Genomic DNA, 20611 nt, shown 5'->3' with positions numbered 1-20611 from the left:
CCGATTTCCTTTGCAGCAAAAAAAGCATACAGATTTAGAAATTGATTTATTACTTGAGGCTATTTATCGTTTATCAGGATTTGATTTTCGACAATATAATCGTTCTTCTATATTAAGAAGGATTTATAGTAGGATGAGGATGAGTAATATTCCAACCATTTCTCGTGTACTTGAAAAAGTAATACACGAAAATGAGTTTTTAGAGCAACTATTGAATGATTTTTCTATAAATGTTACTGAAATGTTCCGTAACCCTAGCTTTTTTAAGGCTTTTCGCGAAGAGGTTGTACCTTCTTTAAGAGATTACCCTGAAATTCGGATATGGCATGCAGGATGTGCCACGGGTGAGGAAGTATACTCCATGGCAATTTTGCTCCAGGAAGAAGGGTTAATGGATAAAGCAGTTATTTACGCTACGGATATGAACGAACAAGTATTGGAAAAGGCAAAAAAAGGAGTATTTCCGATTAACAAAATGCAGGCATATACGAAAAACTATATGCTTGCAGGCGGTAGCCATGCTTTTTCTGAATACTATAAAACAGATGATCAATATGCTTATTTCCATCCCGCACTGTTAAAAAACATTATATTTGCACAGCATAATTTAGTAACAGATCAATCATTTAATGAATTTCATGTCATTATGTGTCGAAATGTTTTAATTTATTTTTCACCTGAGTTACAAAACCAGGTTCATCATTTGTTTTCCGAAAGCCTAAGTAATAATGGATTTTTATGCTTAGGAGATAAAGAGATACTACGATTTGAAGATATTATTTCAAAATATAAAGAAATCGTAGGCAATGAAAAAATATATCAGAAGATAAAGTAAGATAAGAAATAGGCTGTTGTCCAAGTTTCTCCACAGTAGAGACTTAGGCAACAGTCACTTTTTATGTAGTTTAACGTGCCTGTATCATTAATACACACATATCATCTGGTTGATTCCCTTGTTTCTCCATAGGCAGTAAATGGTCAATCAGACGTCGAGAATGATCCCATTTCGTAGATATTAGTGTTTGTAAATGCTTCTCGGATTCCATCTCACATGGTCCCATTGCCTCTAACACACCATCCGTATATAAAATAATTTGTACGTCCTCATTGTATTGAATGAATTGCTTTTGTACGTTGATCTCATCGAAAAAGCCGACTGCACAGCTTCCTTGATTTAAATGTACGAGCGTCTTTTCGTCAACTAGAGCATAGCCAGAAGGATGACCAGCGTTCACATATTCAATGGTTTTTTGTTCTGTATCTATCACTAAATAAATAGCTGTGAAATAAAAAAGATTGTCCTCTTTTCCATTTCGTAAAAGTGTCATATAACGGTTTAACTCTTTTATAACTAATTCAGGATCTTCTAATTGTTTAACAGCTTCTCGTAGGACAGAGGAGATAAACATACAAACAAGTGCTGCAGGGATACCATGTCCCATCATATCAAGCAAAATGATAGCATATCGATGATCATTTATTTTATGCCAATAATACATATCCCCTGCTAAATTAGAAGAAGGAAGATAAGAGACCTCTATTTGAATAGTAGCCTCATTTAAAGGGGCGCTCAAAAGGCTTCTTTGTACGTGTGTGGCTAAATCTAATTCGTATTGTATTTTCTTTTCTTGCTGTGTATGCCAATCTAATTCTGCTTTCAATCGTAATGCAACCCGAATTCTAGCAAGAAGCTCGGTTTTATTAATGGGCTTCGTAATATAATCTACCCCACCGATATCAAGTGCTTTAGCGAGCGTGTTTTTATCTTCTAGAGCTGTGACAAAGATAACTTGGATATCTTTAAACCGTTCATTTTGTTTAATACGCTTACAAGCCTCAATACCATCTATTTCAGGCATCATAATATCTAATAAAATTAAATCCACTGAATTTCCTGTTGAATTTGGTGCATCTAACTGTAAATAATCAAAAAGTTCATAGGCAGATGTTAGTGAAACACAGTTATCATAACCTGCATTTTTTAATATTTTATCGATTACAAATAGATTGACTTGATTGTCATCTACAAGAAGAATGGTCATAATTATTTCCCCTTATTCTGTGTGAATTAGTGCAGATTATATATGAATGTATTAACTTTATTATTATACAAAACATTAGGGAATAACGGTATTTTAAGGAGTATCCTAGTTGGTCGATAAATATATGAATAAGTAAAGAGCCAACAAGAAAGAGTCAGCTCTCAAAACTTATATTTCTTTTCAAATTCTAGCCTTTTTAAAGCCACCATAAATATCAAATGCATTTGCGATGATGGCAATAGCGATGCTTACTAATAATATTCGATCTACAGCAAATAAAATCTTAGCAGAGGTCGTTTCCGTAATCGCAGCGATATAAGGTACAGCAGGACTGTGTATGAGATCAGGGTGAATAGCCATGAGGATAAAAACAATGACTCCTGTACATTGAAGAAGAGCATTAGCTACGGCAATTAACATTGTCCATTGGCCAGCCTTCCATTTCCATAATGTTAAAGCTACACTTAAAACGATACAAATTAAAATAATCGGTGCAAAGGAGAGTAAGACATCCTGATTAAATATAGGCATAACAAATTTCAAGCCGCCTTTATTGTGAGAAGTATAGATTCCTAAAAGGTGATTAGCATTAAAATAGACAAAGGAAAAAATAACAATACCTAAGAGGCTAAAAATACTATCATTAAGTGAAATAGTTTTTTCTTTAGGGATTATTTTAACTTTTGCTAAATCATCAGGTGTCCATTCTGGATGGTCTTTTATAAAGGGGATTCGAATATTATTCCCGCCAGATCTATCAATTACAATAAAAGCAACTGTAATCCAGAACAGTACGTTTACAATCACCGAAATAATATTAGCGATGGTTATAGAAATAGTTTTGATCATCACAGACAGAAGTGCACCTTCTCCGCTATAAAGCACAATACTTTCAATCATCTGTACAACAACTGTAATAAAGATCGCCCAAGGAACAACTAATTTTATTGTTCTAATATAAGTATTAAACACTTGTGGACCAATTAAAAACCGTGGTGTGTCTTGATAGCTTGCTGCAACTTCTACAGGATTCCCTAGCTTTTTAAGCACTTCCTTTATATCTGATTCTGAATAATCTTCAGGTAACATATCTTCAATAGTGGATTTTAGTTCTAGACCGATATCATCACGTTTATTTTTGCTTATCCTTTTAGTTACTTCATGAATATATACATCAATCAGATTCATTCTTTCCTTCTCCCTTCAATAATTCATGCAGTCCTAAGTCCATAGCTGCCCATTCCGTTTTGAATTGTTCATAAAAATTCGAGCCATATGTGCTCAACACATAATATTTTCGAGCTTTACCTTTGGGTGTATCCCAGCTACTTGTAATCACTTCCTGATGCTCTAGTCGACGAAGTAACGAGAATAATGTACTTAGTTCAATGTTAATTCCAACCTGCTCGAGACGATGAATAAGGGAATAGCTATTCTGTGGTGTACGCAGTTGACTTAAAACAGCAAGCATTAATGCTCCACCTCGTAATTCCTTTGTGAATACATCTAATAAGGAGCTCACCTTTATCACCTCGGGTTCTAATACTGTAATCATACAGTATTATTTGTTATGTGGTAATATATGTTATTATCAAGAACTGAAATTAATGTGAAAAAATTTATAAAATGAAAGTCTGCCTTACAATAAACTGTAAAGGATGGGGGATGGATATGAGAGTTGTTGAAAAATTAATGAGGGAAGAAGATTTTATACATTTTGTTGATATTGTGGTTGGTGCTTATCCAGGAAGGATGGGTGGTTTACAGCCAACAAAAGAGCAGCTAAAGGCACTTTTTATGCATAATCAAAAGAAGGATGCATCCATTCATTATTATGGGTTATGGGAAGATAACAAATTAGTTGGTGGTATGCGACTCCATGATTTTGAAATGAACCTCTTCTCTAAACTGATTCCAATCGGTGGAGTCGGCTTAGTCGCAGTTGATTTACTTCATAAAAAAGAGAAGGTTGCCAAAGAATTAATAGATTATTTTTTTAAAAATTTTTTAGAAAAAAATGTTCACTTTGTTGCTTTATATCCGTTTAGACCTGACTTTTATAAAAAAATGGGCTTTGGATATGGACCGAAAATGCATCAATATTTAGTGGAACCATCAAGCTTTCCGAAAGGGCCAACAAAAAAACATCTTACATATTTAACAGCACAGGATCAGCATAAGATAGCAGATTGTTATAAAAGAGTTGCGGCGAAAAAGCATGGTATGTTAACGAAAACCGAATCGGAGCTTTCATCAATTTTTAAAAACCCGCAAAACTATATTATTGCTGTTGAAGAGGAAGATATGATACAAGGTTATATGGTATTTTCCTTTATTAAGCAAAGTGAAACGAATTTTTTACTTAATAATCTAGTCATTAAAGAATGGATCTATGAGACACCAGAGGCTTTATTAGAGTTCAGTGCATTTTTAAATAGTCAAGCGGATCAAGTAAATCGTATTGAATGGAACACACAGGAAGAAAATATTCACTTCTTTTTAGGTGATGTACGAAATGGAACAGATCATCTAATCCCAAGTGTCTACCATGCAAGTGCTATTTCAGGTGTTGGCTTAATGTATCGTATTATCAATGTTAGAGGTTTTTTTAAGGAGTTAACAACGCGTAATTTTAATGGTCAAACGTTAACATTTAAGCTTACGGTTAACGATTCGTTACTATCAGAGAATAATCAACAAATCGTTATCGAGGCTATCGATGGTAATATAAAAATTTTAGACAGTAATAACTATGATGTGGAAATGGTAATAAATATCGCAGAGCTTTCTTCTCTTGTCATGGGAGTTGTGACAGTGCAAGAGTTATTTATGCTTAGCATGGTGAAGATTAGTGATGAACAATATGTACAGGTGCTGCATCAGCTCTTCTTCGTCCTTGATAAACCAACGTGCATTACAGCATTTTAGGGAAGCCAAGAATTAGGCATTCCTACAGTATGAAGCTATTGTTCTTTTTTCTTAAAGAGTGATGAGCTAACAGGTCGTTCCAGTGGCGTAATATTAATAATAAAATAGCTTATAATTAATATTAAAATAATAAGTGAATAAATTAAGGTGTTGATGGGATGGTCATGCTCTACGATAATTAATCGAATCATGGCCGTAATCCCTATATATATAAAGTACCTTAGTGGAAAATGATAATCCTCTTTAAAATATTTAATAATCATAGTGATAAATTCAAAGTACAAGAAGAAAATAAGAATATTAGCAAGGAAAAGCTTATAGTCACCGCCATCATTGTTGAATATTAAAATTTTAAGGAATTGGATGAGTTCTTTGAGAAGCAAGAAGGATAAAATGAGCGCTAGAAGAACAAGGCAAACATTTAGAAACAACTGTAAAGATTTCGGTACGGCCTTTATTAAATGTAAATAAGCTGAGTTCTTTTGGTTCATCGAATTCCTCCAATCTTGCAACTGTCCTGAGTGAACAAGAAAAACTAAATAGAAAGCGAACATGCAGTTGTAAAATAATCATATGGTTGAGCGTCATCGTTTTATGATTTGAATATAACATTTTATCGTAAATGTCTAAGTACTATTTTGTAAAGTTTTGGTATATATTCATGAAAGAAAGTTTTCAAAATAAATTAGCTGTATGCTAAAATAGATGTGCATGAATATAAAATTTAAAAGGGGTTTTTAAAATGGCTAAAGCAGCAAAAACAGATGCAAAAATTACACCAGAGCGTTTAGAAGAAGCATTAAACGTACGTGATCGTCTTGTTATCGAGTTACTGGTACAAGTACTTGATGAAAAGCTTGTAATTGAACGTCCAGTATTACGTGAGCGTGTAGCAAACCTTGTAGACCTTTCTGATCATGATGCAGAATTAAAAGAAACGATCCACGCTGTTATTAACAAACTATAATCTTAAGGAAAATGCTACACGTAATCGGTAGCATTTTTTCTTTTGCTGAAAAAGGGGCATGCTCGGGTAGCCTGAAGAAGTGATGGGTGTGAGCGCTAAAACTGATCAGGTAGCCCGAAGAAGTGATCGGGTGAGCGCCAAAACTGATCAGGTAGCGTGAAGAAGTGATTGGGTAAGCGGCAAAACTGATCAGGTAGCATGAAGAAGTGATGGGTGTAGCCAAAACTGCTCGGGTAGTCCGAAGCCTGCCCAGCCAAGATTCACACTCGGTACTTACCCCTATAGAGCAACCCAAATTGCCAGTAGAAAAACGGAATCCATTAAATAAAACCCAAACAAGAATCTGCCATCCATTCTTGTTTGGGTTTTCTTAGTTTTTAATATACTTTATCGCCATTAAAAATAGAGTTTTTCACAATTACATAATCTACATTTCGAATGGCATCTAGTTTATTGCCACCTGCATAGGAAATAGATGATTGAAGATCTTGCTGCATTTCAATTAAAGTATCTTTGACGCTGCCCTTATGTTCAACATACATCTTTTTACCTTCAACATTTTTACGTTCGCCTTTTTGGAATTCAGAAGCAGATCCGAAGTATTCCTTCACAGTTTTACCGTCGATTTCGATTGTTTCGCCAGGTGACTCTTCGTGACCTGCAAATAATGATCCAATCATCACCATTGAAGCACCAAAGCGAACAGATTTTGCAATATCACCATGTGTACGAATACCGCCATCAGCAATAATTGGCTTCGTTGCAGCTTTTGCACACCAGCGTAGTGCAGCTAGCTGCCAACCACCTGTACCAAAACCAGTTTTGATTTTAGTAATACATACTTTACCTGGTCCAATACCAACTTTTGTTGCATCTGCACCAGCATTTTCAAGTTCACGTACTGCTTCAGGTGTGCCCACATTACCAGCAATCACAAAGCTAGTTGGTAGATGTTTTTTAATATGTTGAATCATACGAATGACAGCATTTGAATGACCATGTGCAATATCGATTGTCATAAAATCAGGCACTAAATTAGCAGCTGCTAATTCTTCTATAAAAGAATATTCCTCATTTTTCACACCAACACTAATTGATGCGATTAAGCCACGACCTTGCATATCTTTGATGAAATCGATACGTGTCTCGGGATTAAAACGGTGCATGATATAAAAGTAACCGTTTTCAGCAAGCTTCACAGCAAGACTTTCGTCGATAATTGTTTGCATGTTTGCCGGAACAACAGGAAGTTTGAATGTATGACCACCTAAAGTAACAGAAGTATCACATTCAGAACGACTTTCTACAATACATTTTGCGGGAATTAGTTGAATATCTTCATAGTCAAATACGTTATCCATTATATCCACTCCTAAAATACGAATATTTTTTAAGATTTATTTTAAATTGTTCGTCATTTGGTAATTTACATGATTTTTGAGTAAATGTCAAATAAATAAAGTGAAATTTTAATCAGTGGGGGTTTTTTCATCATCACTGATTATTAGTCTTCACCAAGCTGGCTTTCACGGGCAGTTAATGAGGGGGGAAATTCGCAGGAGAAAACGGAAATTACACGAGCCATAAGGATAAATGGATAAACGATAAGATTAAAACGTATTGTTAAAAAACGATTGTACTAAAAAATCTCGCAATTTTTGTAGAATAATGATTTTTGAAAGTAACTTTAAGTCGGCTCATCTAAAATTTGTATAATTATTTGTTATCCATGTACAATAGAATTGTTTCGAAAAATGACAAAGGAGTGTTGGAAATGGCAGTAGAGGTGTACTTAATTTTTAATGGAAATTGTCGAGAGGCTGTATCTTTTTATGAGAAAGTTTTTAATACGAACAAGCCTGAAATTATGACATTTGGCGATTCACCACAGGATCCAAGTTATCAATTACCAGAGGAAGCAAAAGATCTTATAATGCATACGCGACTTTCGATTTTTGGTAGCACCGTAATGTTCTCAGATACATTTCCGGGCAACCCATTCACGATCGGAAACAATGTAACATTAGCCGTTGTCTCAGACGATGAGGATCAGATGCGAAAAGCTTTTGATGGCCTTAAGGATGGTGGCAAGGTTAGTATGGAGCTGCAAGAAACATTTTGGAGTAAATGTTACGGCTCACTTACTGATAAGTTTGGTATTGAGTGGCAATTTAGTTATGAGGAAAATAAATAAAGTTCATATTGAAAAGCACGATGAAAGGGGAGAAGACCCTGAACATCGTGCTTTCTTTTTAGTATTTAAAACGATCTACATAGGTTTGTAATTCATCAGATAGATCAAGTAGTGATTTTGCAGCTATAGCCATTTCCTGCATAGAGGACAATGTTTGCTCAGTTGAAGCGGCAACTTCCTCTGACGCTGCTGCATTTAATTTAGCATGATCTGTTAGCTCGATAGCAGTTGCAGAAACTTCTTCGACTACCGCTGACATCTCCTGAGCAGACGCTGAGATATCTTCCATTTTCGGAGCAATATTACGTAAACTTTCTACAATACTCTCGAATTTTTCGCTTGCATCCTCTGACAGTTGTAAACCTTCTTGGACGTCCGATGAAGCTTTTATCATTGTTTGAACGGATTTAGCAGTATCTTGCTGAATTCCAGTAATGAGTGCAGTAATTTGCTCTGCTGATTGATGTGATTGTTCAGCTAATGTTCGTACCTCATCGGCAACTACTGCAAAACCTTTCCCGTGTTCTCCAGCTCGTGCTGCCTCAATAGCGGCATTGAGTGCAAGTAGGTTTGTTTGGTCGGAAATAGCACTAATCATTTCTAAAATTGATCCAATCTCTTTTGTTCGGTCATAGAGAGATTTAATCATAATGTCTGATTGTGTAACAGATTCGTTGATGGAAATCATTTGTTTAACTGTTCTATCTACAGATTTACCACCTTCTTCTGCTAGTTGAATTGCTTGACTAGAAAGGTCTGAAACTTGCATTGAACTATCAGCAACTTCAACGATACCTTTGGCAATTTCCTCAATAGAAATAGTATTTTGGTCAATTCCGGTTGTTTGTTTTTCAGCACTGATAGCCACTTGTTGCATTGCTTGAGTAACCTGTTCTGAAGCGGCAATATTTTGCTCTGCATTTGCAGATAATCCTTGCGCCGAGGTTTGTACGTGTTTAGAGCCTTGATCGACGTTACGAATAAGATTTTTTAAGCTAACTTTCATTGATACAAATGCTTCACTAAGCTGTCCAATTTCATCTTTTGAATGAATATCGATAAACGCTGTCAGATCACCTTCACTAATTTTTAGAGCGTTCTCCTTCAGTCGATTAATAGGATTGACGATAGATTTAATCATGAAAAGCATAAAAATAATGCCGACAGTAATGGAAACAACAATGATGATTAAGTTGATATTAAAGGTTGAAGCAGCAGCTTGTGTAGCCTCGGCCGTAAACATTGTACCAACAACCTTCCAACCTGTTAGCTTATTCGTGACAAATTGAAGTTGACGATCCTTTTCTATTATCGTACCACTATCTTTTTCATAAATTTTTGCAATATAGCTTTCGGTTGCCTCAGTACCACTTTCCTTATCAGGTTGGGCAATATATATTTTGTTGCTATCTATAAGTGACGCAAAGCCTGTTTCTCCAATATGTATATCATTCGTAATGTCACTCAGTTTAGAAATATTGAGGTCCAATCCGATAACCCCGGAACCGTCTTGTAAAGCTTGAGTAATAGTAATAACAATGTCACCTGAAGTTTGTGTAATATAAGGTGCTGTAATGGCTACTTGACCTTTGTTATTTAAACCTTGCGTATACCATGATCGTGTTCTTGGATCAAACCCACTGGGGTATTCTTGAGCAGGCTCGTCCAGTATTTTTCCATCAGCTGTTCCAATATAAATCAATTCGACTTCTGGGTGCATGTTGGCATATTCGCGTAAGAGCGACTTAAGGTCAGAAACTTTATCTTCTTGTAAATAGGATTGATTAAGCTTTTTAGTAAAATATTGAACGTCCTCAACTTTAGGCTTAATCGTGTTTGTAATATTTGTATTTAGCATGCGCACACTTTCAGTCGTGCTTGCTTGCTGTTCGATTATAATTTGCTTCCCTGCACTTTGATAGGACACGATGCCGATTAACAATGTTGGGATGAGAAGCATAGCTAAAAATGAATAGATGAGCTTTTTTCGTAAACTTAGTTGTTTCACTTGTGTTATCCCCACTCTTATATTATTGTTCTATACTTTTCCGTTGAAGGTAAATAATAGATGTCTAGCCCATTTTATCAAAAATAGTATTAAGCATGGTTATTTTTTCATAATAAATATTTAAATAAATTTTTAAAAACTATATTTGTTAGATGACATATAAAGGTGCTATAAGATGTATACTAATGTTGTTAAGGAGGGATTTTTTATGATTCGACAAATTGGACAAGTAATGTTATATGTAAATGATCAGGAGACTGCCGTAAAGTTTTGGACAGAAAAAGTTGGATTTGTTGTAGTTGCTGACCAGGAAGAGGCAGGAATGCGTTGGATTGAAATTGCTCCAACTAAAGAAGCTCAAACTACTTTTGTTCTACACAATAAAGAAATAATTGCAAAAATGCAGCCTGAATTAAATTTAGGGACACCTTCTATTATGTTTTATGCCGATCATATAGAAAATCTATATCAAGATTTTCAAGCAAAGGGCGTTAAAGTAGGGGATTTAGTAATGATGCCAATGGGTAGAGTTTTTAATTTTGCTGATCATGAAAATAATTATTTTGCATTAGTAGAAAAATAAACCATATAGTTATATGGTTGTCCTATAAGCAGAAAAAGTAAGCTGGATTTAAAATGGGAATCTGCTCGATTTCAATCGTTTTACGCGGAAATCGAGCAGATTCTTGTTTTTATCCTATATAAATAGCTATTTATTTTAAATCCTCTCCGAAAATCCCCACAGTTTGACGGTCAACTATAAATTCATTGCCATTCCATTTCAAAATATTTTCGACATCACCTAATCCATCTGCATGATATCTGCCTGCGATAGCTTGATAAGCTAAAATCTCATATATGCCGTCACGCTCAAAGTCCACTGGATACAATCCACTTATTGGGTCAACCCATCCTTCAATAGGCTGCTTCAGTGTACCATCTTGCTGATAAATTTCCGCTAAATAATCAGGTCCCTTGTATTGTAAATCGATAATATATTGCTTTTTAGGATTCATGCTACGGACAGCTACTTTGTATTGATTTTGATAATTAACTGTGTACTTTAGCTTATTATTAAAAGATTCTGCATCAAAAATTGAGCGCATTTTCCCGTTTATTGAGGAGAATATTTCACCGTTGATAATACCTCCACTACCTCCTGTATCAGAAATAGCTAAAATATCTTCTAGATGATTACCTGTAAAGTCACCTAAAAATATAGTTGGATTATAGCCGACGCTTTGTTTTAGCATTATTTTTTCAAATTGGTGTGTTTGTCCATAAAAAATAGCCAGTGTTAGGTTTTTCCACAAAGGGCTATCTGGAGTTTTAGTTCCCATCAACAGAACCGTTTCAAGAAAACCATCTCCATTAATATCTCCAAATTTCGTCTGAATAACCTGAGGGGTCATAGGTGAAATAGCATTATTATTTAAAGATGGATTCATATTATTGGTCATACATACACCTCTTTCTTTAGTTTTAGCATATGTTGTAAATATTGCTTGGTGAATAAAAATTAGAGGAATCAGTAATGATGATAAAACTTATAAAAAAACTTATAATTAACCCATTGACATTTTCAAATGTGAAAAGTATCATAAATGTCAACGAATCAGAAAATTCAGTACCAACTATAATCTCGCTACTAAAACGTAGTTAGAGATTTTTTTACAATATTAATTCTTAGTAAATATATATGTTTTATATAATTTGGGAAGAAGGAGATTTACTTGAAGGATTTATTTATTAAAACAAAGCGACAACAGTATTGGCTAGAGCAGCTAGCATCTATTTCTGAGTCAATCAAGGCTGAGGCTAAAGAGGTAGATGAACAATCTCGTTTTCCATTCGAAGCACATAAATTACTTTTGCAAATTGGTTATCCAAAACTAACTTTACCGAAAGAATATGGCGGTGAAGGTTTATCAGTCTATGATATGGTACTCGTTCAAGAAACGTTAGCAAGCTATGACGAGAATGCTTCACTCTCACTAGGGTGGACATTAGGTGTTGTAGGTGAACTATATGAGAAAAAGCTATGGGTAGATGATTTACTAAGTACATTTGCGCAAGAAATAAAAAATGGCGCAATTATAAATAGGGCCGTGAGTGAAGCAGCAACTGGGAGCCCCACACGTGGAGGGCGACCAGGAACAAACGCTGTTTCAATAGAAGAAGGTTGGCTCTTAAACGGGCGTAAAATCTTTACGACAGCCTCTCCTGTGCTAGATTACTTTTTAACATCAGCATGGATTGAGGAAAAAAATCAAATTGGCTTCTTCCTTATTCATAAAGATGTCCAAGGGCTTTCAATTGAAGAAAACTGGGAAATGTCAGCAATGCGAGGTACAAGTAGCCATGATCTAGTTTTAAAGGATGTAATTGTCCCTAAAAATTATTTAGTAGAATTACCAAGTCATCCAAGTGGTGGCAAGATAGATGGTTGGATTCTACATATCCCAGCAACGTACTTAGGTATTGCGCAGGCAGCTCGTGATTATGCACTGCATTTTGCCAATCATTATCAACCTAATAGCTTGAATGCTCCAATTAGTACATTACCAAATGTACAGCAACTTCTAGGCGATATTGAATTGAAGCTATATCAAGCACGCTTTGTACTGTATGGAGTTGCCGAGGCTTATGATGACCCGGCTAGACGTGAGCTTTTAACAAATGAAATGGCAGTTGCGAAGCATACGGTCACAAATTTGGCGATTGAAATCGTCGATAAGGCAATGCGTGTAGTAGGCGCAAAAAGCTTACAATTAACAAATCCATTGCAGCGCTATTATCGAAATGTTCGTGCAGGACTTCATAATCCACCGATGGATGATATGACAATTATTAAATTGGCAAATACCGCAATTGAACTGCAAAAATCGAATGAATAAGGGGAAATGATATATGTTTAAACAAAAGAAAAAGATTTTTCAATTGGCAGCAATCGGGTTGGCTTCACTTGCTATTTTAGCGGGCTGTAATTCAGGTGAAGCTTCAGATAAAGATTCAGAGGATGGCGCGAAAGTACGTACAGTGAAGGTTGCATTTGACCAGGCGTCTAAGCCAATTAGTTATCTAGATGATAATGGTAATCCAACAGGCTACGATGTGGAAGTTATGAAGCTAGTGGATGAGATGTTACCTGACTATAAGTTTGAATTTGTAGGGACAACTAGTGATGATTTACTAATTGGTGTTGAGCAAGGGAAATATCAAGTAGGAATAAAAAATGCCTTCTTTACGCAAGAACGTACAGAAAAGTTTATTTTCCCTAAAGAATTTTTAGGCTTAAGTAGTGCTGGTTTAGTATTACGTAAAGAAGATGAAGATATAAAAACATTAGCTGACTTTGCGAAAAAAGGTTATTCATTAGCACCAATCGCTGCGAATAATGCGCAATACACAATTATTGATGAATATAATAAAGCCAACCCAGACAATAAAGTGAAATTACAGGCTGGAGATGCATTTACTGTTGATGTCGTGCAATGGGTGAATGAAAAACGTGTCGATGGCGGTGTCATGATTGAAGGTCCATTTAAACAACAAGTTTTAGCAGAAGATGGCCCCTATCATAATTTAAAGGATGACGTAATTTACAACGAATTTGACGTTATTAAAACATGGCCGTTGTTCAATAAAAAGGAACAAGAGTTTGCAGATGCTTACGATAAAGCTGTAGCACAAATAAAAGAACAAAAGAAAACAAATGAATTAAGCACTAAGTTTTACGGTCGAGATTTATTTGAAGTGTTAGAAACTGTGAATCGCTAATCTCTTTTAAAGAGCAAGCGTTAGCGGCTGTTACCAGATAAAAGGCTGTTGAGTCAGTATACTCAGCAGTCTTTATTCATACAAAGAGAACTATTGTATCAAGTGTGTTGATTAGAAGCGACAGCAACAAAGCAAGTAGCCCGTAACGGAAATCAGCGTCTTCGAATTAATTTTAGTGAATAAAAATAGCTAATCAACACACCTGTTATTGTATATTTATATAAAAGTTGGTGAGGAAATGGAGAAGTATTTTGATGCATCATACATTTGGAACTCAATTCCTGTATTATTGCCGTTTTTAAAAGTTACCTTCTTAGTTGCAGGATCTTCCATTGTACTAGGCACAATATTTGGCTTACTATTAGCGGCTGCCAAGCTAAGTTCAATAAAATTACTGCAAACATTAGCGAATTTATATACTACGATTATGCGCTGTACACCATCTATCGTCTTATTATTTCTCGTATACTATGGTGTTCCAGCGTTAGCGGAAAACTTCGGCATAAATCTCCATTCAATCGATACAGCCATTTTCGTAGTCGTGACGTTCACTTTACAATTTGCAGCGATTATGTCAGAGGTTATTCGTTCGGCCTATTTAGCCATTAATAGAGGGCAATTTGAAGCGGCTGTTAGTGTGGGATTAACGCCATTTCAGGCCTATCGACGTATTATTTTCCCACAGGCACTCGTTATCGCATTACCAAACTTTGGGAATGGGATGATTGCGTTATTACAAGAAGGAGCGCTCGCTTATACAATCGGCTTAATTGATATTGTCGGAAAGGCAAATTTAATTATTGCAAGTAATATTAATGCACATGCATTAGAAATATATATTGCTTTAGCGATTGTTTATTGGGTGCTGTCGATTATTATTGAAAAATTCTTCGCTATGCTAGAAAAGTTCTTTGGTAAGGGGAAAAAGACATTAGAAACAACGTAAGGAGGCGTAACCATGAATTATCAATTTTTAGTTGAAACATTTTTTGTTGCATTATCAGGTGTACCTATCGCACTCCTTGTGACAATTGTTGCTATGCTTGTTGCTCTACCACTTGGCTTTCTACTAGCACTAACACGGGTCAATAAAATCCCAGTGATCCACCATATAGCAAAAATTTATGTCTCCTTTGTCCGAGGTACACCGATCATCATTCAAATCTTTATTATTTATAGTAGTATCCCATTACTACTTAAAATGATTTTTGAAAAATATAATATTGCCTATGATATTTATAAAATCAATCCGATTTGGTATGCATTTATCGTCTTCGCATTTAGTACAACGGCCATTTTAATAGAGGTATTTCGTTCTGCTTTAAGTACGATTGAAAAAGGTCAGCTAGAGGCTGCTCATGCAGTAGGCTTATCAACAATTCAAGCCTATCGCCGTATTATTATTCCACAAGCTTTAGTAGTAGCTATGCCAAATATTTGTACGGCTACAGTCAATCTCATTAAAGCGACGTCTTTAGGCTATGCAATGTCCTTACCTGAAATTACATTAAAGGCTAAGGTAGCTGCAAATGTTGGCTACAATTACGTAGAAGCATATATTGATATTTTCATTGTGTACTTAATTTTATGTAGCACAGTTGAATACATTTTTAAACGATATGAAAAACATTTAAGCAAATTCAAAGTGGCAAAAGCTTAAGGGGTGAACGAGTATGTTAGACATTAAAAATATCCATAAATCATTTGGTGACAATGAAATTTTAAAGGGTGTTGATTTAGCCATTGATAAAGGTGATGTTGTTGTTATTTTAGGTCCAAGTGGCTCAGGAAAAACAACATTATTACGTTGCATTAACTTTTTAGAAAAAGCCGACCAAGGACATGCGACATTTGGAGATATTCAAGTAGATTTTCAAGATGTAAAGAAGAAGGACGTGCATTCCATTCGTCAACGTGTAGCATTTGTATTCCAAAACTATAATCTTTTCACAAATAAAACAGCGCTAGAAAATGTGACAGAGGGGCTTATTATAGGACGTAAAGTTCCGAAGGCAGAAGCGATTGAAATTGGTAAAAAGGCACTTGATAAAGTAGGTTTATCAGAAAAGTATGATTCCTACCCAAGTCAATTATCTGGAGGTCAACAACAGCGAGTTGGTATTGCCCGAGCAGTGGCATTAAATCCTGATATTATTTTATTTGATGAACCAACTTCTGCACTTGATCCAGAGCTAGTAGGAGAAGTTCTTCAGGTTATGAAAAACATTGCAGCTGAGGGAACAACGATGCTTGTTGTCACACATGAAATGGGCTTTGCAAAGGACGTAGCAAACCGTGTGATTTTTATGGACGGCGGTGTCGTTGTAGAAGAAGGAAACCCTCATGATATATTTGTTAATCCGAAAGAGGAGCGCACGAAGAAATTCTTAAAACGTGTTATTCCTGAGGATTATACTTACTACATTTAAAGATAAAAAGAAGAGAATTTGCAAGCTTTCAATTGAAGCATGCAGATTCTCTTTTTTGACATCCGCCGGAGGCTTTAGGCCAACAAGATGTTGGTCACTCAGTCGTTGCCACAGGACGTGGCGTTCTTAGACTGAGTTCCTCTATTTCAGCGGGTGTTTGGATACCTGAAAGAAGTTAAAGCTTTAAAAAATGCGTTAATTCGTTAATGGAATAGATATGCAATTCGTGCATAGCTCGTGTACAAGCTGTGTAGAAATAATTACGTTCTGTTTCCCTAGAATAATTAGCTGCGGAGGCATTGTATAGCAAGACAGCATCGAATTCAATTCCTTTTGCCATATAAGTAGGTAACAGTAAAATACCTTTTTTAAATTGTTTTGTATTATGGGTAATGAGTTGAATATCTACTTGGTCCTTCATTTTATCAAAAACCATCGTACACTCTTGCTCTGTTTTACAGATGACTGCAATTGTTTCGAAATTTAGGGACAAGCTATTAATTTTTTCGACAAGCTGTTCAATTAAATCTATTTCATTTGGAACGATCGTGATAGTCGGTTCGGGACCAGTTCGATTAAATGCTTCTACTTTCGCATCCCCATGTAAAATCTTCGAAGTAAGATGAATAATTTGTTTTGTTGAGCGATAACTTTTCGTTAATATCATTTTTTCTGCTTTTTCACCATACAATTGTGGTGTCAGCAGTGAGGGGTTTTTAAATGTATGAGGATGGATGGTTTGATGTCCATCGCCCAATATAGTCATACGTGCACGTGGGAATAATTGTTGTAATACAAATAGCTGAAATGGAGAATAGTCTTGTGCTTCATCAATTAAAACATGACGAATCGTCGTATTTGTTCGTTGACCTTCTATTTTGTCCTGTAAGTATAAAAATGGTGCAGTATCTTCATACGAAATAATACGCTTTGTTAAATGAGAGTGTGTATGTTGGCATATTTCTTCCCAATGTTCGGGTAAAAAGTTCTGTAAGTGCTGATGAATAGTATTGTTCATTGCAAACATTTGACGATAAATGCCTAACATATGAACGAACTTTAATTGTTTTACAGATTGACGAAGTGGCTTGAACTGTTTTTTGACAATTTGGATAGCTAATTTCTTGCGCTCTTGCTCAAAATCATCAAAAGAGTTTTCTGAAAACCGCCCTTCATGTAAAAGTTCACTATAGGTTTTTGTATACTCTTCAATATCTAAAAGCTCACTTGCTTCTTCTACCCATTCTTTCGCCCGTTCTGCTTTTTCAATTTTCGATAATTGTTGTAATAACCATTCTTTCACTAATTGCAGTCGATTTGGGATGGGAATCGTGGAATTGAATGAATAAAAGTATTCAGCAATTTCTTGAGCTGTAATAATTCTTTCTCCGCGAAAAACAATATTTTTAAACAGCAAACCTTCATTTGCAAGGTACTTAATATATTTGTCCATTAATTCTCGATATTGGAGGCTAGCTTTAAAAGAAATAATAGTAAGCTTCGTTTGATAGAGTGAGTCATCTTTCTCTGTTAAAAGTGACTCCAATTGCTCATAAGGATATTCCAATTGGAACTGTCGACCTAAACGTTTTGTTGCATATTCGGAGAAGGTTAATTGCTGCATATTATCTTCACCTAAATCCGGTAAAACGGTATGAACATATTGGTTAAAAAGCTGATTAGGTGTAATCAATAAAATTTGATCTGCGGTAATTTGGTCTCGATAATGATATAACAAATAAGCAACACGTTGGAGAGCAACAGCCGTTTTTCCACTACCCGCGACACCTTCTACGATTAGATGAGGAGTGTTGACATGTCGAATGATTTTATTTTGCTCAGCTTGAATAGTTGCTACAATGCTACGGATATGTTCGTTTGCATTTTGAGCGAGAATATCGAGTAATAAATCATCACCAATTGTTAAACCTGTATTAAACATGGATTGTAATTGACCGTTCTTGATGATAAATTGCCGTTTTAAAAGAATCTCACCTTGAATTTCTTCAGTTGACGTTTCATAAGTAGCTGGACCAGGCGTGTAATCATAATACATACTTGATATAGGGGCTCGCCAATCATAAATTAATATGTTTTCATCCTCTTCATCCATTAAGGTTGCGACACCGATATAAATCTTTAAAAGTTCGTTATGACCATCCTGTAAAAAATCAATACGAGCAAAATAGGGTGATTGCTGTAAACGGTCATAAATTTTTACATCCTTGATGACACGTTGCTGAGCATGCTGGGAATCGTATAAGAGCTCTGCTTGTTGTTTGATAGCAAAATAGGTCTCGTCTATATCCTCTGGCGTATCTAAATTTACTCTGACGTCGTCCCAAAAAGGTTTTTTTAACGTTAAAACATTGTCCCTAAAATCCTTTTCCTTTCGTATCAACGCCTCTTTTTTGTGACCAACTGTGTTTAAACAAAGAACAAGATACTGTTTTTCTTCTGTCCATTCATATTGCTTTTCCAACGTTACTCACATTCCTCTCCATAATAATTTGTATGGCTTGTGAATCGAGACATTTATCATACAGCTAGTTGCGAAAGAAGTATAGTCTAGTAATTTCTGTAAATTTATGCTATAATAAAATTATAAGGAAAATCGGTTTTGAGATCAAAAGGCTGTTCCACAAAGTTGGAGCAGTCTTTTTTTATAGCCTGATTTTCCCTTCTGAAGCATGTGACTTTTTCACCATAACGTGTGGTTGATTTCCGTTCCGACTGGGCGCTTTGGTGCTGTCGCTCCGCTTTCGCACAGATAAACCATTGTTGCTGTCGCTCCGCTTTCGCACAGATAAACCATTGTTGCTGTCGCTTCGCTTTCGCACAGATAAACCATTGTTGCTGTCGCTTCGCTTTCGCACAGATAAACCATTGTTGCTGTCGCTCCGCTTTCGCGCAGAGCAAAGCTTCCTGGGGGCGTCCGATGAGCCGCTTGGGCCAACAGATGTTTTTTGCGCGAAAGCGAAGCGGCAGCGGCACCGACGTTGGTCACGAAGGCGTTATCACAGGACGTGATGCTCTTAGCCTTCGTTCCTCTATCGCTGATCCCCAAGGAGTCGCCCAGTCGGAACGGAAATCAACTAATATACATGGTATACGTAACAAATGTCATACCCAACTTATATCATGTTAACCCTCAAAAACTAATCTCCATACTTTAAAGTAAAGCCGAGGATTAATTTTTGATAATGCAATAAGGAAAATTAGAAGCTAATCGATTACTAAAGAATAGGGATCTATAAACGATATAGACACTTGAAAGGGGGTGAAAAAAATGAAGGTGATATTTACAGTTGGACTACCTGGAAGTGGCAAGAGCACGTTTGTTAAGGAGCTAGCAAAACGCGAAAATGCGCTAATTCTTTCAAGTGATGCCATACGTCAAGAGTTATTTGGTGACGCTACAAGGCAGCAATCACGAATAGTATTCCGTGTTTTGTATGAACGTTTGAATGAACGTGTGGCCAATGGTCAATCCGTTATTGTCGATGCGACAAATATTGAACGGGAACGTAGAGTATTTGCACTAGGTAAATTGCCTAGTAATGTGAAAGCCATATGCTATTATTTTGATACACCTTACACATTGTGTGTAACAAGAAATCAACAAAGAAAGAGGAAAGTTCCATTAGTGATAATGGAAAAAATGAGAAAGAATTTAGAGTTTCCGATAATGGGAGAAGGATTTGAAGAGGTTCATATTGTACATGAAGCGAATCCGTATGAAATCTCGAAAGATCAATTTATTTCCCTTATCCAAAGTCAACCCACATATGAGGAGCTTTTTCAAAAGCTAAGATCAGTCCAACTATTTAAAGAGATTTATCAATTTAATCAAGAAAATCCATACCATCAATTTTTACTTTGCCAGCATACGTATTTTGTTTATGAATATATGAACGAATACTATATGGAAAGTGACAAGCTAGCATTACAAATAGCTGCTTTATTCCATGATGTAGGCAAACCATTTTGTAAAAAATATAAAGAATTACAACAAAGATATGGATATTATGGACATGAAAATGTATCTGCTCAAATGGTCTGTCATTTTTTATTAGAGCTAGGCTTTGAAGAAGACTTTGTTTTAAAGGTTGTTAAGTTAGTACAATTTCATATGTTAATTCAATACGGGGGCGATAAGGGATCAAGTGAGATTTATCATTTATTAGATGGTGACTTATTAACAAAGCTTTATTTCTTTCGTGAAGCAGATCAATTTGCCAAATAAGTGTAAACAAAGGAAGT

At 35.7% G+C, this 20611-nt stretch carries 20 protein-coding genes; 11 read left to right on the top strand and 9 right to left on the bottom strand.

The features are described from left to right. The first annotated feature begins 10 nt into the window (after positions 1 to 10). Positions 11 to 835 carry a CheR family methyltransferase gene (locus FJQ98_RS26065; RefSeq protein WP_425492672.1) on the top strand — a complete coding sequence of 275 codons (825 nt, stop codon included), beginning with the start codon at positions 11 to 13 and terminating at the stop codon, positions 833 to 835. Positions 836 to 905: 70 nt separating this feature from the next. Here FJQ98_RS26065 and FJQ98_RS26060 read toward each other — a convergent pair whose 3' ends face one another. From FJQ98_RS26060 to FJQ98_RS26050, 3 genes are all read right to left on the bottom strand, one after another. Beyond that, positions 906 to 2042 carry a SpoIIE family protein phosphatase gene (locus tag FJQ98_RS26060; RefSeq protein WP_053595973.1) on the bottom strand — a complete coding sequence of 379 codons (1137 nt, stop codon included), beginning with the start codon at positions 2040 to 2042 and terminating at the stop codon, positions 906 to 908. A 180-nt stretch (positions 2043 to 2222) separates the two neighbouring features. Further along, the gene (locus FJQ98_RS26055; RefSeq protein ID WP_053595974.1) at positions 2223 to 3230 is read right to left on the bottom strand and encodes an HAAS signaling domain-containing protein; all 1008 of its coding nucleotides are present in this window, start codon (positions 3228 to 3230) and stop codon (positions 2223 to 2225) included. Further along, positions 3217 to 3564: a PadR family transcriptional regulator gene (locus FJQ98_RS26050; protein ID WP_053595975.1), complete on the bottom strand. Its 348-nt coding sequence runs from the start codon at positions 3562 to 3564 to the stop codon at positions 3217 to 3219. Before FJQ98_RS26050 ends, FJQ98_RS26055 begins: the two co-directional genes overlap by 14 nt. A 149-nt stretch (positions 3565 to 3713) precedes the next feature. On the opposite strand from FJQ98_RS26050, the gene FJQ98_RS26045 reads away from it, so the two are divergent. Further along, the gene (locus FJQ98_RS26045; protein ID WP_201406588.1) at positions 3714 to 4970 is read left to right on the top strand and encodes a GNAT family N-acetyltransferase; all 1257 of its coding nucleotides are present in this window, start codon (positions 3714 to 3716) and stop codon (positions 4968 to 4970) included. A gap of 35 nt (positions 4971 to 5005) precedes the next feature. Here FJQ98_RS26045 and psiE read toward each other — a convergent pair whose 3' ends face one another. Beyond that, positions 5006 to 5461, bottom strand: a complete 456-nt coding sequence (gene psiE, locus FJQ98_RS26040) for a phosphate-starvation-inducible protein PsiE (RefSeq protein ID WP_053595977.1) — start codon at positions 5459 to 5461, stop codon at positions 5006 to 5008. A gap of 251 nt (positions 5462 to 5712) precedes the next feature. Here psiE and FJQ98_RS26035 point away from each other — a divergent pair, with 251 nt between their 5' ends. After that, on the top strand, positions 5713 to 5937 hold the full coding sequence (locus FJQ98_RS26035; protein ID WP_053595978.1) for a hypothetical protein: 225 nt from the start codon (positions 5713 to 5715) through the stop codon (positions 5935 to 5937). Positions 5938 to 6314: 377 nt separating this feature from the next. Here FJQ98_RS26035 and guaC read toward each other — a convergent pair whose 3' ends face one another. Continuing rightward, positions 6315 to 7298: a GMP reductase gene (gene guaC, locus FJQ98_RS26030; RefSeq protein ID WP_053595979.1), complete on the bottom strand. Its 984-nt coding sequence runs from the start codon at positions 7296 to 7298 to the stop codon at positions 6315 to 6317. 413 nt (positions 7299 to 7711) lie between these two features. Between guaC and FJQ98_RS26025 the strand changes: the two genes are divergently transcribed. Beyond that, complete coding sequence (locus FJQ98_RS26025; protein WP_053595980.1) at positions 7712 to 8131, top strand: VOC family protein; 420 nt, start codon at positions 7712 to 7714, stop codon at positions 8129 to 8131. Positions 8132 to 8189: 58 nt separating this feature from the next. On the opposite strand, the gene FJQ98_RS26020 is transcribed toward FJQ98_RS26025, so the two are convergent. Then, on the bottom strand, positions 8190 to 10139 hold the full coding sequence (locus FJQ98_RS26020) for a methyl-accepting chemotaxis protein (protein WP_053595981.1): 1950 nt from the start codon (positions 10137 to 10139) through the stop codon (positions 8190 to 8192). A 208-nt stretch (positions 10140 to 10347) separates the two neighbouring features. On the opposite strand from FJQ98_RS26020, the gene FJQ98_RS26015 reads away from it, so the two are divergent. Continuing rightward, positions 10348 to 10722, top strand: coding sequence for a VOC family protein (locus tag FJQ98_RS26015; protein ID WP_053595982.1), 375 nt, complete (start codon positions 10348 to 10350; stop codon positions 10720 to 10722). 130 nt (positions 10723 to 10852) lie between these two features. Here the strand turns inward: FJQ98_RS26015 and FJQ98_RS26010 are convergent, their stop codons facing one another. Next, positions 10853 to 11599 carry a hypothetical protein gene (locus FJQ98_RS26010; RefSeq protein ID WP_053595983.1) on the bottom strand — a complete coding sequence of 249 codons (747 nt, stop codon included), beginning with the start codon at positions 11597 to 11599 and terminating at the stop codon, positions 10853 to 10855. Between the two features lie 273 nt (positions 11600 to 11872). On the opposite strand from FJQ98_RS26010, the gene FJQ98_RS26005 reads away from it, so the two are divergent. The 5 genes from FJQ98_RS26005 to FJQ98_RS25985 all read left to right on the top strand — a co-directional run bounded on the left by FJQ98_RS26005 (position 11873) and on the right by FJQ98_RS25985 (position 16348). Further along, the gene (locus tag FJQ98_RS26005) at positions 11873 to 13036 is read left to right on the top strand and encodes an acyl-CoA dehydrogenase family protein (protein ID WP_053595984.1); all 1164 of its coding nucleotides are present in this window, start codon (positions 11873 to 11875) and stop codon (positions 13034 to 13036) included. 13 nt (positions 13037 to 13049) lie between these two features. Beyond that, entirely contained in the window at positions 13050 to 13919 is an 870-nt protein-coding gene (locus FJQ98_RS26000) for a transporter substrate-binding domain-containing protein (RefSeq protein ID WP_053595985.1), read from the top strand. Between the two features lie 238 nt (positions 13920 to 14157). Next, positions 14158 to 14865, top strand: a complete 708-nt coding sequence (locus FJQ98_RS25995; protein WP_053595986.1) for an amino acid ABC transporter permease — start codon at positions 14158 to 14160, stop codon at positions 14863 to 14865. 12 nt (positions 14866 to 14877) lie between these two features. Further along, positions 14878 to 15579, top strand: coding sequence for an amino acid ABC transporter permease (locus tag FJQ98_RS25990; protein ID WP_053595987.1), 702 nt, complete (start codon positions 14878 to 14880; stop codon positions 15577 to 15579). A gap of 13 nt (positions 15580 to 15592) precedes the next feature. Next, positions 15593 to 16348: an amino acid ABC transporter ATP-binding protein gene (locus tag FJQ98_RS25985; RefSeq protein WP_053595988.1), complete on the top strand. Its 756-nt coding sequence runs from the start codon at positions 15593 to 15595 to the stop codon at positions 16346 to 16348. Between the two features lie 175 nt (positions 16349 to 16523). Here FJQ98_RS25985 and helD read toward each other — a convergent pair whose 3' ends face one another. Further along, positions 16524 to 18830 carry an RNA polymerase recycling motor HelD gene (gene helD, locus FJQ98_RS25980; RefSeq protein ID WP_201406587.1) on the bottom strand — a complete coding sequence of 769 codons (2307 nt, stop codon included), beginning with the start codon at positions 18828 to 18830 and terminating at the stop codon, positions 16524 to 16526. Between the two features lie 219 nt (positions 18831 to 19049). Then, the gene (locus FJQ98_RS25975; protein WP_158003070.1) at positions 19050 to 19415 is read right to left on the bottom strand and encodes a hypothetical protein; all 366 of its coding nucleotides are present in this window, start codon (positions 19413 to 19415) and stop codon (positions 19050 to 19052) included. Positions 19416 to 19637: 222 nt separating this feature from the next. Here FJQ98_RS25975 and FJQ98_RS25970 point away from each other — a divergent pair, with 222 nt between their 5' ends. Further along, on the top strand, positions 19638 to 20594 hold the full coding sequence (locus tag FJQ98_RS25970; protein ID WP_053595992.1) for an AAA family ATPase: 957 nt from the start codon (positions 19638 to 19640) through the stop codon (positions 20592 to 20594). The last annotated feature ends 17 nt before the right edge of the window (positions 20595 to 20611 follow it).

Source organism: Lysinibacillus agricola, from assembly GCF_016638705.1.
Classification (GTDB): Bacteria; Bacillota; Bacilli; order Bacillales_A; family Planococcaceae; genus Lysinibacillus; species Lysinibacillus agricola.
Note: the sequence above shows the minus strand (reverse complement) of the source record. Positions and strands in the feature narration are given on the sequence as shown.